Source organism: Azospirillum sp. 11R-A (assembly GCF_049472615.1).
GTDB lineage: Bacteria > Pseudomonadota > Alphaproteobacteria > Azospirillales > Azospirillaceae > Azospirillum > Azospirillum palustre.
Window position 1 is genome coordinate 21844 of the sequence record NZ_JBCEBL010000038.1, and the last position, 17439, is coordinate 39282.

The 17439-nt window shown below is 67.2% G+C and carries 14 protein-coding genes, 1 pseudogene and 1 CRISPR repeat array; of the genes and pseudogenes, 9 read left to right on the top strand and 6 right to left on the bottom strand.

Annotated elements, in window-relative coordinates:
- The first annotated feature begins 588 nt into the window (after window positions 1-588).
- Window positions 589-885: a CRISPR direct-repeat array (repeat unit 32 nt).
- A gap of 771 nt (window positions 886-1656) precedes the next feature.
- Genes VH569_RS31925 through VH569_RS31935 form a run of 3 tightly spaced genes read right to left on the bottom strand, consistent with a single transcriptional unit; the run spans window position 1657 to window position 3594 of the window.
- On the bottom strand, window positions 1657-2382 hold the full coding sequence (locus VH569_RS31925) for a hypothetical protein (protein ID WP_423320902.1): 726 nt from the start codon (window positions 2380-2382) through the stop codon (window positions 1657-1659).
- Window positions 2383-2419: 37 nt separating this feature from the next.
- Window positions 2420-2707, bottom strand: coding sequence for a hypothetical protein (locus VH569_RS31930; protein WP_423320904.1), 288 nt, complete (start codon window positions 2705-2707; stop codon window positions 2420-2422).
- Window positions 2704-3594 (bottom strand): hypothetical protein, encoded by an 891-nt coding sequence (locus VH569_RS31935; protein WP_423320905.1) that lies wholly within the window; start codon window positions 3592-3594, stop codon window positions 2704-2706. The genes VH569_RS31930 and VH569_RS31935 overlap by 4 nt, the downstream gene beginning before the upstream one ends.
- A 688-nt stretch (window positions 3595-4282) precedes the next feature.
- Between VH569_RS31935 and VH569_RS31940 the strand changes: the two genes are divergently transcribed.
- Window positions 4283-4501 carry a hypothetical protein gene (locus tag VH569_RS31940; RefSeq protein WP_423320907.1) on the top strand — a complete coding sequence of 73 codons (219 nt, stop codon included), beginning with the start codon at window positions 4283-4285 and terminating at the stop codon, window positions 4499-4501.
- A 5-nt stretch (window positions 4502-4506) separates the two neighbouring features.
- Here VH569_RS31940 and VH569_RS31945 read toward each other — a convergent pair whose 3' ends face one another.
- Complete coding sequence (locus VH569_RS31945; RefSeq protein ID WP_423320909.1) at window positions 4507-4629, bottom strand: hypothetical protein; 123 nt, start codon at window positions 4627-4629, stop codon at window positions 4507-4509.
- A 1935-nt stretch (window positions 4630-6564) separates the two neighbouring features.
- A pseudogene (locus VH569_RS31950) lies at window positions 6565-6708 on the bottom strand (arsenical-resistance protein); the annotation flags it as partial.
- Between the two features lie 180 nt (window positions 6709-6888).
- Between VH569_RS31950 and VH569_RS31955 the strand changes: the two are divergent.
- From VH569_RS31955 to VH569_RS31975, 5 genes are all read left to right on the top strand, one after another.
- Window positions 6889-7725, top strand: coding sequence for a GNAT family N-acetyltransferase (locus tag VH569_RS31955; RefSeq protein ID WP_423320911.1), 837 nt, complete (start codon window positions 6889-6891; stop codon window positions 7723-7725).
- Between the two features lie 20 nt (window positions 7726-7745).
- Window positions 7746-8852 carry a M14 family metallopeptidase gene (locus VH569_RS31960; protein ID WP_423320913.1) on the top strand — a complete coding sequence of 369 codons (1107 nt, stop codon included), beginning with the start codon at window positions 7746-7748 and terminating at the stop codon, window positions 8850-8852.
- A 369-nt stretch (window positions 8853-9221) separates the two neighbouring features.
- On the top strand, window positions 9222-10271 hold the full coding sequence (locus VH569_RS31965) for a putative 2-aminoethylphosphonate ABC transporter substrate-binding protein (protein ID WP_423320914.1): 1050 nt from the start codon (window positions 9222-9224) through the stop codon (window positions 10269-10271).
- Between the two features lie 82 nt (window positions 10272-10353).
- Window positions 10354-11451 carry a putative 2-aminoethylphosphonate ABC transporter ATP-binding protein gene (locus VH569_RS31970; RefSeq protein ID WP_423320916.1) on the top strand — a complete coding sequence of 366 codons (1098 nt, stop codon included), beginning with the start codon at window positions 10354-10356 and terminating at the stop codon, window positions 11449-11451.
- Window positions 11448-13172, top strand: a complete 1725-nt coding sequence (locus VH569_RS31975) for a putative 2-aminoethylphosphonate ABC transporter permease subunit (protein WP_423320917.1) — start codon at window positions 11448-11450, stop codon at window positions 13170-13172. Before VH569_RS31970 ends, VH569_RS31975 begins: the two co-directional genes overlap by 4 nt.
- On the opposite strand, the gene VH569_RS31980 is transcribed toward VH569_RS31975, so the two are convergent.
- A complete protein-coding gene (locus VH569_RS31980; RefSeq protein ID WP_423320918.1) occupies window positions 13090-14067 on the bottom strand; it encodes a LysR substrate-binding domain-containing protein in 978 nt (325 codons plus the stop codon). The genes VH569_RS31975 and VH569_RS31980 overlap by 83 nt on opposite strands.
- Before the next feature lie 114 nt (window positions 14068-14181).
- Here VH569_RS31980 and VH569_RS31985 point away from each other — a divergent pair, with 114 nt between their 5' ends.
- The 3 genes from VH569_RS31985 to VH569_RS31995 are packed head-to-tail and all read left to right on the top strand — an operon-like array spanning window position 14182 to window position 17419.
- Window positions 14182-15300 (top strand): 2-aminoethylphosphonate--pyruvate transaminase, encoded by a 1119-nt coding sequence (locus VH569_RS31985; RefSeq protein WP_423320920.1) that lies wholly within the window; start codon window positions 14182-14184, stop codon window positions 15298-15300.
- 29 nt (window positions 15301-15329) lie between these two features.
- The gene (gene phnX / locus VH569_RS31990; RefSeq protein ID WP_423320922.1) at window positions 15330-16160 is read left to right on the top strand and encodes a phosphonoacetaldehyde hydrolase; all 831 of its coding nucleotides are present in this window, start codon (window positions 15330-15332) and stop codon (window positions 16158-16160) included.
- Entirely contained in the window at window positions 16157-17419 is a 1263-nt protein-coding gene (locus VH569_RS31995) for an NAD(P)/FAD-dependent oxidoreductase (RefSeq protein ID WP_423320923.1), read from the top strand. The genes phnX and VH569_RS31995 overlap by 4 nt, the downstream gene beginning before the upstream one ends.
- Window positions 17420-17439 lie beyond the last annotated feature (20 nt).

Consider the following 17439-nt stretch of genomic DNA (forward strand, 5'->3'; position numbering starts at 1 on the left):
CCCGCGGGGGGGCGTGGATCGAAACTGCCCGACAGCCGACCAGATCACTTGCAAGGCGGGTCGCCCCCTACGCGGGGCGTGGATCGAAACAGGTACTCGCGGATGATCCGGGTGGCCGTCGGCGGTCGCCACCCCCCGCGGTGGGGCGTGGATTGAAACGGCGTGACGGTCATGCCGAGGCCGGACAGCAGCTGTCGCCCCCCGCGTGGGGGCGTGGATCGAAACCACCCCTCCGCCACGGCCGGCGCTGGTGAGGCGGGTCGCCCCCCGCGTGGGGGCGTGGATCGAAACGCTCAGGATCGCCGTTTGCTGGCCGAGCAGCGGGTGTCGCCCCCCGCGGGGGGACGTGGATCGAAACACGACCTTGGGCCTCAAGGTGGGGCAGTTCATCAGTCGCCCCCCGCGGGGGGCGTGGATCGAAACAGCTACGCCACCATCCTCGGCGTGGCGGCGCTGGTCGCCCCCCGCGGGGGGCGTGGATCGAAACGGGACCGTGGACCTCCAGGTCCTCAACGGTCACCGGTCGCCCCCCGCGGGGGGCGTGGATTGAAACCGGCGGAAACAGAGCTGAGCGTCATCAAGCCCAAAGTCGCCCCCCGTGCGGGGGCGTGGATCGAAACCGCTTCATCGGGCGTAAGGGGCGCCCGGTCTTTCGTCGCCCCCCATGCGGGGGCGTGGATCGAAACGCCGCAATTTCAGCGTCCAGGACAGGCACAGGGCGTCGCTCCCAATGCGGGGGCGTCGATCGAAACATGATCAGTCTCCGGTGTGTGCTGTGGTTCAGCCCGTCGCCCCCCACGCGGGGGCGTGGATCGAAACTTACTCCGACGCAGGTCACCCGCGAAGCCCTGCGGTCGCCCCCCACGCGGGGGCGTGGGTCGAAACTCGTCGCGGAACTTGCCCTTGAGCACCTCAGTCTCGTCGCCCTCCTGCGGGGGCGTGGGTCAAACTACGAAGGGCCGTGGCCTTGGCCGGGGAAGCGAATCGGCCCCTGCGCAAGGGCAGAATCAAACCATCCGGCGTCATGGCGTCTGCCATCGCCGTGGTGGTCGCCACCTACGCGGGACGACTGCGTCAAACGTCTATGGGCGACAGAGTCAATTTTCGGTAGTTGTGCGCCTGCCCACCTACCATCGGGTGCGCAGTACTGTATTCCAGGTCACGTTCAAAGGCATACGAGGCTGGCGGCCTCCTTCTCCTGGGTCAGGCACGCGATCCGCACCGCCTGCTCCACGATCAGGTCGGCCGCCTCGACATCGAGCTGGGCGTCAGGCCGGATGAGACCGACTTGGTGAACTCCGCCCGCTGCCGCGGGCGGGCGGAGATGAAGGTGGGGGTCCAGGTCATGGCATGTGCGGGTCCGCGCCCGGTTCAATGTCCTTGAACTCGACGTGGCCGGCATCCTTCGCCAGCAGCTTGCCCAGGCTGGGGACGGCACCTTCGATCTTCTTGCCGTAGCCCAGCGCGCGCCTAGCTGGAGAAGGTAACCAAGGACCAGCAGGATCCGCCTTTCGCCGGCGCCATGATCGGTAAGCTGCTGGTCATGGACGGCTCGGACGACGCACGGGCTGATCCAGTTCGCTTAGAGGAACGCCTCCTGTAGCGCCTTACCGACCGCCTCTCATCAAGTGCCCAAGCAGAACCTGACGCGGTCGCTCAGCTGCCATTTGCCCAACGGGGTGCAAGCAGTTCAGGAACCCCCGACCTCCTGACGGCGTGGCGGACCGCGTCGCGCGTGGGATGGACGGGCCGCTCGACGTAGGGCCGGTGGTGGCTGCCGGTGCTCCGGGACGGCGACATCGCGAACACGTAGGTCCGGCCATCGACCTCGAACGACAGGGCACCGCTGTCCCGGTAGGAGTTCCCGTGCAGGCTGCGAAAGACGGCCTTCACCTCCGCGACGTAGTTGAAGGTTGTCCCGAGCAGCACGACGAGCCGGAGTCGGGGCGGAAGGTCGCCGAGAAACGTCTCAATGCACCGGGCGGCGCAGTCCCTCATGATGGGGTCGCGGAACGTCGCGACGGTGATGCCGCCGGACGTGCGCCCGCTCAACCAAACCGTACAGCGGACCAGCGACGCGAAGCCGAAGTCCCTCTCGGCCGCGGTCATGAGTGCGTCCATGCCCGTGCCCGGCGGCATCACACCGACAGCGGCAAGAATCTCGCCGAGACGTTCGCGCAACCCGGCGAAAGCCACCGCGTGGAACGGCTGGGTTTTAAGTGCGCGAATCTGATTACGCCCCTTCGAGAAGCCGAGAACGAGCACGAGCGGGTCGGGCGCTCCCCAGTAGCCGGGGTTGTTGTGCATGGCAAAGAGGCCGGTCGTCCGCTCCGTCTCAGTCCCCTCGAAGCAGCGGCGGCAGGTGAGGAATCCGTGTTCCATTGTGAGAAGCCTGGTTGGAGGTGATGTGATCGGCAGGTCAGGCGCTCTTCCGGCGCTGCGCTCGGTAGCCCGCGGTGATGACGCGGTCACCCTCACCCAGAACGACGTAGGCGTTTCGGATCTTGTCTGCGCCGCCCAGCCCGAGTGAGCCCAGGTAGGCTTCTAGGTTCCGCCAGGCGCGTCTGTCGAAGGCGAACACAGTGGCCCCGTGGCTCTGCTCCGGACGCCCGAAGCGGACCAGCCAGTCGACCACAGCCGGAGGAATGGCCCGCTGCTGGACGCGGGCGGTCGCGTGGTGGGTCATGGCGAGGTGATGGGCGTTCATCGGGCGGCTTCCATGCTTACGACCCGCTCGACCACGGTGCGCAGCCGGTCGGCGTCGAGTCCGAGCGCGTCGGCCATGGCGGCGATATGCGCCGCATCGTTCGGGAACCTTCCGGCGATCCAGTTCTCGACCTCCTCGATCAGCCAGCCGAGCTTGGCGGCGGCGGCGGCGGGCTGGCCGAGGTTGTTATAGATCAGGATCTCCAGGCAGTATGCGAGATACCTCCGGCTCAGGTCCGCCTCGAAGTTCTTCCAAAACCATCCGTCGCCCATGGGACGACAAGGACGTGTCACGAACCCGCGGCGTCCGGCCAACCAGCGCAGGGCCTCAAGGGGCTTGATGCTGATGCCCTTGCCCTGACGTTCGGTCCGCAGGCGGTCCGGCCCCTGGCTGCTGATGGCGTTGCGGACCGCACCCTCGGTCATGTCCGCCAGCAAGGCGATTTCCCGTACCGATAGGTTGGGCGCAGGCTTCAACGCGACGAACTCGTCGAGCTTCGACCTGGCATATGCGGTTTCCGCCACCCGTCGGACCAGCGGGAACTCGCAGACGATTCCGCTCGCCGACACTTCGGGAAGGGCCTGGACGAAGTTGTTGGCGAGCAGGGTGTCCCCTCCCCATAGGGCGGGTGCTTCCCGCGGCTCGAACACTTGGCGGTACAGTGTCTCGAACTCGCGCACGATCGGGAACAGCAGAAGATCGACGTGGTCCAGGGTGTCGAGGTCGTACGGCTCGGCTTCAATTGGGTCGTCATGTTCGGGTAGGAAGCCGACATAGGCTTCGGCGGTCTCCATGCCGCGGGCGAGCATGATGAGTCCGGCCTGGATGAGGAAGATGCGCCGAAGCTCGTCGCGGAGGTCATCGAGAGAGAAGTGAGGAAGCGCCATCGAAAGCCTTTTATGATATGATCCATATCATCTTCTGTCCCTGTTATTGTTCAAGCCGAGTGGCGCGTCAATAAGAAATTATATCGCTGATATAATATTCCTCTCAAGCCGCGAAAGCATGTTCCAGATGGTAGGACGACGCCCTACGCTCAGCACGGCGCCGTCCGGTCTGTGCCGACATTTGACGGGTCAGACCGGACACGGGGGAGAAGCAACCATCGCAGGAACGGGCAAGAGGTTCGTCTCCTGCTTCTGCGTTTCGACCAGCCGCCAAGGGTGTTCGGGGTTCGGTATCGAGGCGCAGCAAACAGCGGTGCGCGAGGACATTGCTCAGTTTGGTGGCCACCTTGTTGCCGAGCACGTTGAAATGGAGTCTGGTCGGCGGAACGACCGGCGGGAGCTGACTACCGCTCCTCCTTGTCATCTCCGGTGTGTGCGGACCTCAGCTCCATCCTGGCAGCTCAAGGCGTCGGACACGTTGTAAACGCGGGTGCTGTGGTCGGCGAACAGCAGCTTCAACATGACCCGCTTGGCGAAGAGGTGGTCCGCTTCGATCCATACGCCGTGGGGGAGGCGACACGGAGCGGCCGTGAATTTCGACAAACGCGATAGCCCTCTGCCATAAGTAGGACTGCGGGCACCGGCAGTGGGTGCCCCGCGATCAACAATTGCAAAAGGTACAAACAGTATGTGGACTCAGGTTAGCATCAACGGCAAGACCGGCACCGGCACGATCATCAACGAACAGTCGGAGCGAATTGGCACGGTGGAACACAAGGGCGGGTGGGTGGTCACTTCGGCCCACCCGAAGCTGGCCGGCGTGACCGGCCCCTATGACATGGTCGGGTTGAAGCACGCGATCATCAAGGCGACGGGCACGGAACCGACCATCATCGTCGCCCCGTAATCGGCTCACGCGGAACCATTGTCCGGCCGCCCCACCGCGGCCAGATAGGCCAGCAACTCCGCCCGCACCGCTTTCCGATCAGCCGCCTGATGGATCAGGCGGCCAATTTGCTTTTTGACGCTGGCCATCTTCGGCCGGCCCAGCACCCGCCGCGCCACTTGGCCGGCCGCCAGCTCCCCCGCCTAGCGCTCCCGGTCGGCCACCTGCCGATCGGCGTCGTCCAGGTACTTCGCCGGCCGGCCTCTCGGCCGCCGCGCCTTCGTCTCGATCCCGTGCATCCTCACCCCCTTCCGATCGCCGGCCCCGGCCGGCGGCATCGCCCCCGTGCGCCTATGGTCTGCACCACCCCCCGCCTGGGCCGCCAGGGGGCAGCCCAGGACGGGATCCGAGTAGCAGCGGAACCAAAAACCTAGGTAGCCCCCGCGCGTCTCGATAGGGTCTACACCGGCCCTCTGGGCGGTCTCGGAATGCCGAATAGAACCCTATCGAGGCGCGGAAAGTGTCTCAGTATCTCGCCTTGCTGGGGTCTACCCCATCAAGAGGTTCAGGAGGCGGGCCTCCATCGCAAAACGGGCACCTACGCAGATGGTGGTCGCAGCTATTCGCACCGTAATGCCTGTCACAGCCGCTGCATTCCAGTTCCCAAATGCGAGCAAAGCGATGTGTCGTGCTGCGCAGGCAGGTTCTCCGAATAACCCGCTGCTCAAAGCGTCGGAGCGGTCGTCTTCTGGCCATGATCACACCTTTCTCCAGACAACAAAAAAGCCGCGCGGCGTGAACGCCGGCGGCTGACCCTTCGAGCAACGCACGCACCAGAGGGCCTGTCAAGACGTGGCTCCGTGCTTCGACAGGGGGCTTACCTAGGTTTCTGGTTCCACTGCTACCCGGTCCCCGATACTCCTGGGAGGTTCGCAGCGGAACACTTTCAATGGGTTAGCTTCGATGGCATTGTGATCGACGCCCGACAGAACGGCGCGCGCGAACTGATCCGCGCTCGACCGGAGATTTTGGAAGCTTGGACAAGTAGATACTGATTGGTGGTCGCCCCCGCGGGGGGCGTGGATCGAAACGTCTCGCGGCGGACGCCTGCACCGCCTGACTGATCGTCGCCCCCCACGCGGGGGCGTGGATCGAAACGGCTGCGCCGCGTCCACCATCACCGGCACCAGGATGTCGCCTCCCCGGGGGGCGTGGGTCGAAACATCAGCAACTCTACGCCGCTGCCGACGCACTGCCGTCGCTCCCTACGCGGCGGTGTGGATCGAAACTATCCCGAGCTGGACGACGCTCCGAAGGCTGAAGGGTCGCCCCCGGCACGCGGGCGTGGATTGAAACGTCAGCAGCCCCCTGATGTCGGGTCGCCTCCGCGCGGGGGCGTGGATCGAAACGTGGCCATCGGCGAGGAAGACCAAATCAGCTACGGTCGCCCCCGCCCGGGGGCGCGGATCGAAATAGGCGATAGGACAGCATATTTCCGATGGCTCAAGGTCGCGCGCCCCGCGCGGAGGCGTGGATCGAAACTGCGTCCAGCCCATAGGCGGCGCGGTGTGGTCAGGTCGCCCCCCACGCGGGGGCGTGGATCGAAACATGGCACACCGCATAGACCGGACCGAGGGACGCTCGTCGCCCCCCACGCGGGGGGTGAATCGAAACGGGGTGGAGACGTCGAGCAGCTTGTAAGCACCCTGTCGCCGCCATGCGGGGGCGTGGGTCGAAACGTGCCATAGCGCAAGCGACCGATCGCCAAAACCAATCGCCCCTACGCGGTGGGGCGTGGACCACGCAGTGAGCAAAAGAGCGGACGTAGCTGAAATCTAAAATGAGATTGTCAGTCGGCAGTACATTGCAATGGCCACTACTCTTTCCGCAGGTCAAACTTTGAGAGTGGGAAGCCTCAATTCTCGGTGGTTGCGCGCCCCCGCAACCATTATTACCGAAGGCCGGCCGCTCCCGTAGCGCCGGCCTTCGTTGCGTTCGGGTCCAGCCCGAGGCTGAGCAACGTTACCAGATCGCCCTCCAACTCGATCTCGACGCCGCGGGTCCGGCAGTGCTGAAACGCACCGCCAGGCGAACACCATGGCAGTGCAGGGGGCGGCGGCCAGCAGGATCAGGCCGGCGATGTAGGAGGAAATCTGGTCCTGCGGCAGCAGCGGGGCGAACAGATGCCCGATGAACAGCGTGCCGAGCAGCGCCATCGAGAAGGACTTGGTCGTGCAGATCGCCGACGGAGAGGAGCGGTAGCTGTAGCGGCCGCCAGTCCGACCGCCATCCGGTTTACTGACGACGGTGCCTTCGCGGTTGTCATGTAACATGACCGTCGCCACCGCTTCATCATAGAGTCGCGCATCTCGGGCATGACTAAGGGGGAATAATCGGGAGGATGGCACTTGGCCTCGTGGAATCTGAACGTCGTGTCAGCCCCCATAGCGTCCCCAACTGCGGCACGCTTCGAGGTGCGGCTGGCCACGAGCGCCCGAGAAATCGACGCCGCACAGGCCTTGCGCTACCGCGTGTTCCACGATGAACTCGGAGCCACGCTCGCGAGCGTGGTCCCTGGCCGTGATGTGGACGCCTTCGATGCCGTCTGCGACCATCTCGTTATCCTCGACCATGCGTTGGACCATGAGATGGGGGGCGCGATCGTTGGAACTTACCGCCTTCTGCGGCGATCGGTGGCGGACCGGTGCGGCGGCTTCTATTCGGCCACCGAATTCGACATCGCTCCACTGTTCGATCATCCCGGCGAACTGCTGGAACTTGGGCGGTCCTGCGTCGACCCGGCTTACCGCAACGGGGCGACCATGCAGTTGCTGTGGCAGGGCATCGCTGCCTACATCCTGAAACATGACATTTCGTTGATGTTCGGCTGCGCCAGCCTGCCCGGCACGGATATCGATGCACTTGCCCCCATGCTCGCCTATCTGCACCGCCATCATCTTGCGCCGCCGGCCCTCCGGACACGGGCCCTGCCGGACCGCCGCGTTGCGCTGGACCGCTTGGGGGCACCGGCAACGTCGGGAGATACGGTGGTGATGCAACTGGGCGCTCGTGCGGCCGTGGCCGGGCTTCCTCCACTGCTCAAAGGATACCTGCGGGTCGGCGGCTGCATTGGCGATGGCGCCGTCATCGACCGAGCGTTCAACACCACCGATGTTTGCCTCATCGTCCCAATGGATGACCTGTCGGGCAAGTATGCCAAGCATTTTCTGAACCGTACCCACTGATGCTCTCGTCCAGGGGGGTAATGCGCGGGAAGCGGAACATCGACAGGATCCAGAGTTTCAGCACCAGCTATTCGGAAGCGCGGGCTAAGTTCCGGGCGGCGGCGGACGCGGTCGAGGCCGACATCGAGTGCTTGGCCAGTCCGATGCTCGGACCGGATGGCGAGGCTCTGTCGACCGACGTCGCCTGGATCGGACCGCGTGAGGCCGAGCGTGTGCTGACCCTGATCTCCGGCGTCCACGGCGTGGAGGGGTATTGCGGCTCTGGTGCCCAGGTCGACTGGATGCGGTGCGGCGAAGCGGCGAGGATGCCGGAGGGTACGGCCGCGCTGCTCATTCATGCAGCCAACCCCCATGGTTTTGCCTGGACCCGCCGCGTGACCGAAGAGAACGTCGACCTCAACCGCAACTGGGTGGATTTCAAGACTCGTCTCCCGCAGAACCCGGACTACGAGATGCTGCGCGAAGCCTTGGTGCCCGGGACGTGGACGCCGAAATCGCGGGCGGCCAGCGCCAAAGTCTTCGGTGCGTACATTGGCGCACATGGGTTCCCCAGGTTCCAGGCAGTCGTTTCCGGCGGGCAATACACCGATCCTCGGGGATTGTTCTATGGTGGTCAGGAGCCAACCCGCGCACGACGCACGCTGTCCGACATTCTCACCGGCCGCTTGTCCACCGCTCGCCGTGTGGTGGTCATCGACTACCACACGGGACTGGGGGCGTGGGGTGTCGCCGAGGAGATCGTAAGCGAACGCCGCGACACCGCAGTCTTCACACGGGCAGCCCGCTGGTTCGGCGCAGGCGTCACATCCAGCGTAGACGGCAGCTCCGTTTCGGCCGACCTGTCGGGCGATGGCCTGATCGGCATCCTTCGCCTGCTGCCCCATGCGGAGGTGACGGCGATCGCGCTGGAGTTTGGCGTCTGCGCTATTGAAGACACGTTCGACGCCTTGCGTGCGGATGCCTGGCTGCACCGGTATGGAGAACCCATCTCCACACAGGGACAGCGCATCCGCACCAAAATGCTGGCTGCCTTCTACGACCAGTCCGCGGTTTGGAAAGGCATGGTTCTCGGTCAGTCACGGCCCGTCATCCGGCGGGCTTTGGCGGGCCTCAATCAATCTGATTAAGCTCCTGAGTGCCTGTTTGCAGGCATCACGCGCCGATGGCTTGGGGAGCGAAGCGCTTCAGGCGCAGCGAGACGACGGCGATCCCGACGAAAGCAGGGAGATTCTCCTTCGTCCACCCGACAATGCTGTTCAATCGCCGATAGCGCGGCAACCAACCAAGCGAGCGCTCTGCCACACAGGGCAATTTCGGTGGGGATGAACATACCGTCGCAGCCGCGGGCACGGAGAGTTTTTTACCAACCCGGCGTCACCAAAGCTTAACGGGAGTGAACGGGCGCTTGGGCGTAGAGAGGCTTCCTGTACCGGGGCGGCGAATGACCGCTCCGGGACGCCTCCAGACATCGCCGATCCGACCACGGGAGCTCCCTGATGATCCGCCGCACCACTCTGCCTGGGACTTGTGCGCTTGCGCTGCTGACCACCGTCGCGTTCGCTACGGGGGCCGCCACGGCGGCCGGGGCAGCCACCCGCCTGACCGTCTACACCGCGCTGGAGAACGAACAGCTCACCCCCTACAAGAAGGCGTTCGAGGCCGACAATCCCGGCATCGAGATCGAGTGGGTGCGCGATTCCACCGGCGTCGTCACTGCCAAGCTGCTGGCTGAGAAGGACAACCCCAAGGCCGACGTGGTGTGGGGTCTCGCCGCCTCCAGTCTGATGATCCTTGATGCCCAGGGCATGCTGATGCCCTATCAGCCGAAGGGTGCGGAGGATCTCAAGTCCAGCTTCCGTGACGCCAAGACCCCGCCAGCCTGGGTCGGCATGGACGCCTGGATGGCGGCGATCTGCTTCAACACGGTTGAGGCCGAGAAGAAGAAGCTGCCGAAGCCGACCTCCTGGGCCGACCTGCTGAAGCCGGAATACAAGGGCCAGATCGTCATGCCGAACCCGGCCTCTTCGGGCACCGGTTTCCTCGCCGTGTCCGGTTGGCTGCAGACCATGGGGGCGGACAGGGGCTGGTCCTATATGGACGGGCTGAACGACAACGTCGCGCTCTACACCCACTCGGGATCCAAGCCCTGCAAGATGGCGGCGGCCGGCGAATACCCCATCGGCATCTCCATCGAATACACCGGCGCCCAGCAGAAGACCAAGGGTGCGCCGATCGACGTGATCCTGGCCTCCGAAGGCGTGGGCTGGGAGATGGAGGCGACGGCCATCGTCAAGGGCACCCAAAAGGCCGAGGCCGCGAAGGCGCTCGCCGACTGGGCGGCCAGCCGCAAGGCCAACGAGCAGTATGTGAACTTCTATCAGGTCACCGCCCATCCCGGCGTGACCAAGGAGACGCCGAACTATCCGAAGAACGCGGAGGCGGCGATGAACAAGGCCAACGACTTCGTCTGGGCCGCGGCCAACCGCGACCGCATCCTGGCGGATTGGGAAAAGCGCTACGGCGCCAAGTCCGAACCGAAGAGCTGAGGTCGGCCGCAAGCCGGCGTTAGGGGCGGGTGCCATGGACGCACCCGCCCGTCTTTCCGTTTCCTGCCAGGACAAGCCGCCAATGATTACCCAGACAACTGCCGCGCCCCATCTCCGTCTGGACTCCATCGTCAAGACGTTCGGGACCTTCATCGCGCTGAAGGGCGTGTCGCTCGACATCCGGCGCGGCGAGTTCGTCTGCTTCCTCGGGCCGTCCGGCTGCGGCAAGACCACGCTGCTGCGGGTGATCGCCGGGCTGGACCCGCAGAGCGGCGGGACGGTGTGGCTGGGTGACCGCGACGTGTCGCGCCTGCCGCCATCGGCCCGCGATTACGGCATCGTCTTCCAATCCTACGCGCTGTTCCCGAACCTGACGGTGTACCGGAACGTTGCCTATGGCCTGAAGCTGGGCCGGGCCGCCGAACGGGCGCGGGTGGAGGAGTTGCTGGCGCTGGTCGGCCTGCCCGACGCCGGCCCCAAATACCCGGCCCAGCTTTCCGGCGGCCAGCAGCAGCGGGTGGCGCTGGCCCGTGCGCTTGCGCCGTCCCCCGGCCTGCTGCTGCTGGACGAGCCGCTGTCGGCGCTGGACGCGCGGGTGCGGCTGCATCTGCGCCGCCAGATCCGCGAACTGCACCGCCGGCTGGGCATCACCACCATCATGGTCACCCACGACCAGGAGGAGGCGCTGACCATGGCCGACCGCATCGTGGTGATGAACAGCGGGGTTATCGAGCAGGTCGGCGCCCCCGACGAGGTCTATCGCCGGCCGGCCAGCCCCTTCGTCGCCGATTTCGTCGGGGCGATGAATTTCCTGCCCGGCGTTCTGGAGGCACCGGGACGGGTGAGGCTGGGCGAGCATGGCTTCGAGTGCGGCTTCGACAGCGCCGACGACCATCTGGCATCCGCGCCCCCCGGTGCCGCCGTCACCGTCTGCCTGCGGCCGGAGGACGTGCAGGTGCGCGCGGCCGGCGGCGCCAACACGCTGGAGGCGGTGATCGAAAGCCTGGAATTCCTCGGTCCCTTCCACCGCGCCCGGCTGGCTGCCGACGGTCTGGGCGATGCCCGCGTCACCGCCGACCTGTCGGCCAATCTGGTGCGTGACCTGTCGCTGGAGTCCGGCCGCCGGCTGGCGGTGACCCTGCCGCGCGAGCGGCTGCGCGTGTTCGAGGCTGTGCGATGAGCATGCTGAAGGTGGCCGCACCGAAGCCTTCCTTCTTCACTGTTCGCCAATCCGGCCGGCCGGTCGATCCGGGCGAGCGCTGGCTGTTCGGGCTGGGGATGGGCGGCATCGCGCTGTTCCTGGCGCTGTTCGTCCTGCTGCCGCTCTGCATGCTGTTCCTGCGCAGCGTCTATGACCGCGACGGCGCCTTTGTCGGGCTCGCCAACTTCGCCGCCTTTCTGGAGGCGCCGACGCTGGTGCGGTCGGTTGTCAACAGCCTGACGCTGTCGCTGCTGACCACGGTCATCACGGTGACGCTGGCCTTCCTTTACGCTTTCTGCCTGACCCGCACCCACATGGCGGGCAAGGGGCTGTTCCGGCTGCTGGCGCAAATCCCGCTGCTGGCGCCGTCGCTGCTGCCGGCCATCGCACTCGTCTACCTGTTCGGCAACAAGGGCATCCTGCGCGGTCTGCTGATGGGGGAGAGCATCTATGGCCCCATCGGCATCGTGATAGGCGAGGTCTTCTACGCCTTCCCCCATGCGGTGATGATCCTGACCGTGGCGCTGTCCACTTCCGATGCCCGGCTGTACGAGGCGGCCGAGGCGCTGGGGGCCGGTGCCTGGAAGCGCTTCGTCACCATCACCCTGCCGGGCGTGCGCTATGGCCTGATCTCCGCCATCTTCGTGGTGTTCACGCTGGTGGTCACCGATTTCGGTGTGCCCAAGGTGATCGGCGGCTTCACCAACATGCTGGCGACCGATGTCTATAAGCAGGTGGTGGGCCTGCAGAATTTCGGCATGGGGGCGGTGGTCGGCATCGTCCTGCTGCTGCCGGCGGTGCTGGCCTTCGTCGCCGACTGGTTCGGCCAGCGCCGGCAGATGGCGCAGCTGTCCGCCCGCTCGGTGCCGTTCCAGCCGCGGGTGAACCCGGTCGGCGACCGCTTGGCCGCCCTGTTCTGTGCACTGGTCGGCGGTCTGCTGTTTGGGCTGCTGGGGGTGGCGGGCTTCGCCTCCATCGTCACCTTCTGGCCCTACAACCTGACGCCGACATTGGCGAACTATGACTTCGCCGAATTCGATGCCGCGGGCTGGAGCAGCTACGCCAACAGCCTGACCCTGGCCTTCTGGACCGCGCTGACCGGTACAGTCATCGTCTTCACCGGCGCCTGGCTGGTGGAACGGGCGCCCGGGCGCGCAGCCATGAAAGGGATTGTGCGGCTGCTGGCGATCCTGCCGCTGGCGGTGCCGGGCATGGTGCTGGGGTTGGCCTACATCTTCTTCTTCAACGCGCCGTGGAACCCGCTGGGCTGGCTCTATCACGGCATGGCGATCCTGGTTCTGGCGACGGTGGCGCATTTCTACACCGTCAGCCACCTGACCGCGGTCACCGCCCTGAAGCAGCTGGATGCCGAATTCGAAGCGGTGTCGGCCAGCCTGAAGGTGCCGGTCTGGTCAACCTTCCTGCGGGTGACGGTGCCGCTCTGCCTGCCGGCGATCCTCGACATCGCCATCTATTTCTTCGTCAACGCCATGACCACGGTGTCGGCGGTGGTCTTCCTCTATGCGCCGGAAACCAAGCCGGCCTCGGTCGCCGTGCTGAACATGGACGATGCCGGCGAGGTGGCGGGGGCCGCCGCCATGGCGATGATGATCGTCCTCACCTCCGCCGCGGTGCGGGCGCTGCATGCCCTGCTGTCGCGGGCGTTGCAGGCGCGGACCCAGGCATGGCGGCGGCACTGAGGCCCGACAGGGGGCTGCCGGCCTCGGCCGCCACCTCCCGCGCCAGATCCAGAAAGGCCCGCACCACCGCCAGCCGGCGGCGTTCGCGCAGGCAGACCACATACTCGTCCATTTCGATCTCGGCCCCGGCTCCGGCGATGGGGAGCAGGACCAGCCGCCCGTCGCCGGTGAATTCCGCCGCCGAGGTGAAGCCGATGCCCAGCCCGGCCGCAACCGCCTCCACCACCGCCTCGCGGCTTTGAATCTCGATGACGGCGGCCGGCGTGACCTCCGCCGCCGCCAGCGCCCGCTCGACCAGCCGGCGGGTCATCGATCCCGGCTCGCGCAGCACCAACCGCTCCGCCACCAGATCGCCCAGCGCCAGCGCCCGGCGCCGCGCCAGCGGATGCGTCTTCGGCAGCAACGCCCGCACCGGATCGCGCCGCAGCGGCAGCACATAAAGCCGCGAGTCCCCCGGCACGTCGGCCAGCACGGCCACGTCGATGCGCGTCTCCATCAGCCCTTCCAGCATGGTCCGCGAGTTGCCGACCGCCAGCGTCACCGTCGGCCCCGGATGGGCACGGGTGAAGCGGGCGATCAGCGGCACGGCGTGGAACGGCCCGTCGGCCCCGACCGCCAGCGTCCCACCATCCAGATGCCGCACCCCGGCCAGCAGTTCCATCGCCTCCTGCTCCGCCGCGAACAGGCGGCGGGTGACGGCGAACAGCGCGGTGCCGACCTCGGTCAGCGTCACCTGACGGTTGCCGCGGTCGAACAGGGTGACGCCGTAGGTCTCCTCCAGCGCCTTCACCTCCTGCGAGCAGGTCGGCTGCGTCACGTTCAGCAGCCGCGCCGCCTTGGTGAATCCCCCTTCCGTCGCCACCGCATGAAAGGCGCGGAGCTGGGCGAAGTTCATTGATTTCATCTATGGACCCATAGGTCGAATGGATTGGATTTATGATAGGCGAATCCGCGTCATGGGGCCATTCCGACCGTCACGCCTTTCCCTTTCCTGCGGAATTCCCCCCAAATGTCCGACACCGTGCCCTACCTGTTGACCCCGGGTCCATTGACCACCTCCGCCACCGTCAAGCAGGCGATGCTGCGCGACTGGGGATCGCGCGACGGCCGTTTCATCGCGCTGAATGCCGCCATTCGCGACCGGCTGGTGCGGCTGGCCGGCGGCAGCGCCGACAGCCATGTCGCGGTGCCGGTCCAGGGTTCCGGCACCTTCGCGGTGGAGGCGATGATCGGCACGCTGGTGCCGCGCGCCGGCCGGCTGCTGGTGCTGGTCAACGGCGCCTACGGCACCCGCATGGTCCGCATCGCCGAGGTTGCCGGCCGGTCCGTCACCGCGCTGGAAACGGCGGAGGATCTGCCGGTGTCGCCGACCGCGCTGGCCGAGGCGCTCGACGCCGATCCCGCGATCACCCATGTTGCCGTCGTCCACTGCGAAACCACCTCCGGCATCCTCAACCCGATCGAGGCGGTCGCCGAAGTCACCCGGTCCCGTGGCCGCGCCCTGCTGGTCGACGCCATGAGCGCCTTCGGCGCGCTTCCCCTCGACATGGCGGCGCTGGGGGCCGTCGCGGTCGCCGCATCCTCCAACAAGTGCCTGGAGGGCGTGCCGGGCATGGGCCTCGTCATCGCCCGCCGCGATGCGCTGGAGGCCGCCAGGGGCAATGCGCACTCGCTGTCGCTCGACCTGCACGACCAGTGGCGCGGCTTCGAGGCGAACGCGCAATGGCGCTTCACCCCGCCGACCCATGTGGTCGCCGCCTTCGCCCAGGCACTGGACGAGCATGAGGCCGAAGGCGGCGTCGGGGGACGCGGCGCCCGCTATCGCGCCAACGCCGCCATCCTGATCGACGGCATGCGGGCACTGGGGTTCGAAACGCTGCTGCCCGACCATCTCCAGGCCCCGATCATCGTCACCTTCCGCATGCCGGCCGACCCGGCCTTCGTCTTCGCCGACTTCTACGACCGGCTGCGCGAGCGCGGCTTCGTCATCTATCCCGGCAAGCTGACGGTGGCCGACAGCTTCCGCATCGGCTGCATCGGCCGGCTTGGCGCGGCGGAGATGACCGCCGCCATTGCCGCCATCCGCAACACCCTGTCGGAGATGGGCGTCGCCTCCGGCGCTCCCTGACCGCTTCTTCCGTTCGAAAGTCCGATCCGATGAGCTTCGTCTATTCGCGCCGCTACACCGGCCCGCTCCAGGCCGTCATCCTCGACTGGGCCGGGACCACGGTCGATCATGGCTGCCTCGCCCCGGCCGGCGCCTTCATGGAAGCCTTCCGCCGCTCCGGCGTTTCGATCACGCTGGATCAGGCGCGCGGTCCGATGGGCATGGCCAAATGGCACCACATCCAGGCGATCACCCGGATGGGGCCGGTGGCCGAGGCCTGGACCGCCGTCCATGGCGCCGCCCCGACCGACGCCGATGTCGACCGGCTCTATGAGACCTTCCTGCCGCTTCAGGTGGAGGTGGTGGCGCAGCATTCCGACCTGATCCCCGGTGCGGCGGAGACCGTCGCCGCCATGCGGGCGCGCGGGCTGAAGATCGGCTCGACCACCGGCTATCCGCGTCCGGTGATGGATGTGGTGCAGCGGGTGGCGGCGGCGCAGGGCTACGCGCCCGACATCACGGTCTGCGCCGGCGAAACCCCTGCCGGCCGCCCCGGTCCCGCGATGGCTCTGCGCTGCGTCGTCGAGCTGTCCATCTCGCCGGTGGAGGCCTGCGTCAAGATCGGCGACACCGTGGTCGATGTCGAGGAGGGGCTGAACGCGGGCATGTGGACCATCGCGGTCGCCGACACCGGCAACGAGGTCGGCCTGCCGCTCGCCAACTGGCAGGCGCTGGCGCCGGATCGGCGCGACGCGCTGCATGCCGCGGCATCCGACCGGCTGGCCCGGGCCGGCGCCCATTACGTGGTGCGGTCGCTGGCCGAGGCGCTGCCGCTGCTCGATGCCATCGAGGCCCGGCTGGCGCGCGGCGAGAAGCCGTGAGCACTGCCCCGGCTTCCATCGACAGGGCACCCTTGGACAGTGCCGACATCGTCGTGGTCGGTGCCGGCATCCTGGGGCTGGCCGTCGCCTGGGCACTGGGGCAGGCGTTGGGACCCGGCGGTGGCCGGTCGGTTCTGGTGGTCGACCGCCACCCGCCCTCGACCCAGGCCACGGCACAAGCCGCCGCCCTGCTGACACGCGCCCGCGGCGATGCGGCGACGGCAGCGCTGGTGCGGGACACCTATGCCGCCATCGCGAGCCTGGAACAGGAGTTGGACGAGGATCTCGGCCTGCGGCAGGTCGGCACCCTGCATATCGCCGCAAGTCCGGCGCGTGTCGAGGCGCTGCGTGCGCTGGTTGCCAGCAGCGGCGATCCGGCCGGATGGCTGGACGGGGAGGGGGCCGCTCGTGTTGCCCCCTGCCTGTCGGCGGAAGCTGTCGGGCGTGCCGCCTTCATGCCGCTGGACGGCTTTCTCGACCCGGTCCGGCTGGCCGACGGCTATCGCCGTTCCGCCCGCCGCGCCGGTGTCCGGATGACGACCGGCCTGTCCGTGCAGTCGATCCGGCTGGAGCGTGGCCGCATCGCCGGGCTGGAGACCGACCGGGGCTTCATCGCCGCGCCCGTCGTGGTGAATGCCGCCGGTGCCTGGGCGGCGGGACTGGCCTGGACCGCCGGGGTCGGACTGCCGCAGGCGCCGGTGCGCAGCCAGTATTGGATCACCGAACCGCGCCCCGACCTGTTCCCCCGAGATCTGCCGGTACTGGTCATGCCCGATGCCGGCGCCTATGCCCGGCCGGAACTGGGCGCGCTGCTGTTCGGGCTGCGCGGGCGCCGGTCGCTGGCGCTCGATCCGGCGCTGCTTCCTGCCGACACCGCCGGGTTCGATCTCGGCGATTGCGATGGCGGCCTGGAAACGCTGGAGGAGGGCTGGCAGGCGTTGGCGCGGCTTTGTCCGCCGCTGCTCCAGGCGGGGATCGCCCACTATGTCTCCGGCCTGTCCACCTACACCGCCGACGGCCGCTTCGTACTGGGGGCGGTCGATGAGGTGGAGGGGCTGTTCATGGCGACCGGCTGCTGCGGCGCCGGTATCGCAGCGTCGGGAGGCATCGGCCGGGCGGTGGCGGCGGCCGTGCTTGGCCTGCCGGGACCGATGGATCTCGCTCCCTTCGCACCCGGCCGGCTTGGCCCGGTCGATCCCTTTTCCCAGGCGCTGCGCGACGCCTGCGCCGCCGCACGGTCCGGCAAGACCGCCGGCTGACGGGCCGGCCAACCGAAAGA

Bases quoted from the DNA above. Each gene is read 5' to 3' on its own strand.
- VH569_RS31925 (WP_423320902.1), bottom strand. From the start codon at position 2,382: ATGGAACACGGATTCCTCACCTGCCGCCGCTGCTTCGAGGGGACTGAG.
- VH569_RS31940 (WP_423320907.1), top strand. From the start codon at position 4,283: ATGTGGACTCAGGTTAGCATCAACGGCAAGACCGGCACCGGCACGATC.
- VH569_RS31960 (WP_423320913.1), top strand. From the start codon at position 7,746: ATGCGCGGGAAGCGGAACATCGACAGGATCCAGAGTTTCAGCACCAGC.
- VH569_RS31985 (WP_423320920.1), top strand. From the start codon at position 14,182: ATGTCCGACACCGTGCCCTACCTGTTGACCCCGGGTCCATTGACCACC.
- VH569_RS31980 (WP_423320918.1), bottom strand. From the start codon at position 14,067: ATGAACTTCGCCCAGCTCCGCGCCTTTCATGCGGTGGCGACGGAAGGG.
- phnX (WP_423320922.1), top strand. From the start codon at position 15,330: ATGAGCTTCGTCTATTCGCGCCGCTACACCGGCCCGCTCCAGGCCGTC.
- VH569_RS31935 (WP_423320905.1), bottom strand. From the start codon at position 3,594: ATGGCGCTTCCTCACTTCTCTCTCGATGACCTCCGCGACGAGCTTCGG.
- VH569_RS31965 (WP_423320914.1), top strand. From the start codon at position 9,222: ATGATCCGCCGCACCACTCTGCCTGGGACTTGTGCGCTTGCGCTGCTG.
- VH569_RS31975 (WP_423320917.1), top strand. From the start codon at position 11,448: ATGAGCATGCTGAAGGTGGCCGCACCGAAGCCTTCCTTCTTCACTGTT.
- VH569_RS31945 (WP_423320909.1), bottom strand. From the start codon at position 4,629: ATGGCCAGCGTCAAAAAGCAAATTGGCCGCCTGATCCATCAGGCGGCT.
- VH569_RS31930 (WP_423320904.1), bottom strand. From the start codon at position 2,707: ATGAACGCCCATCACCTCGCCATGACCCACCACGCGACCGCCCGCGTC.
- VH569_RS31970 (WP_423320916.1), top strand. From the start codon at position 10,354: ATGATTACCCAGACAACTGCCGCGCCCCATCTCCGTCTGGACTCCATC.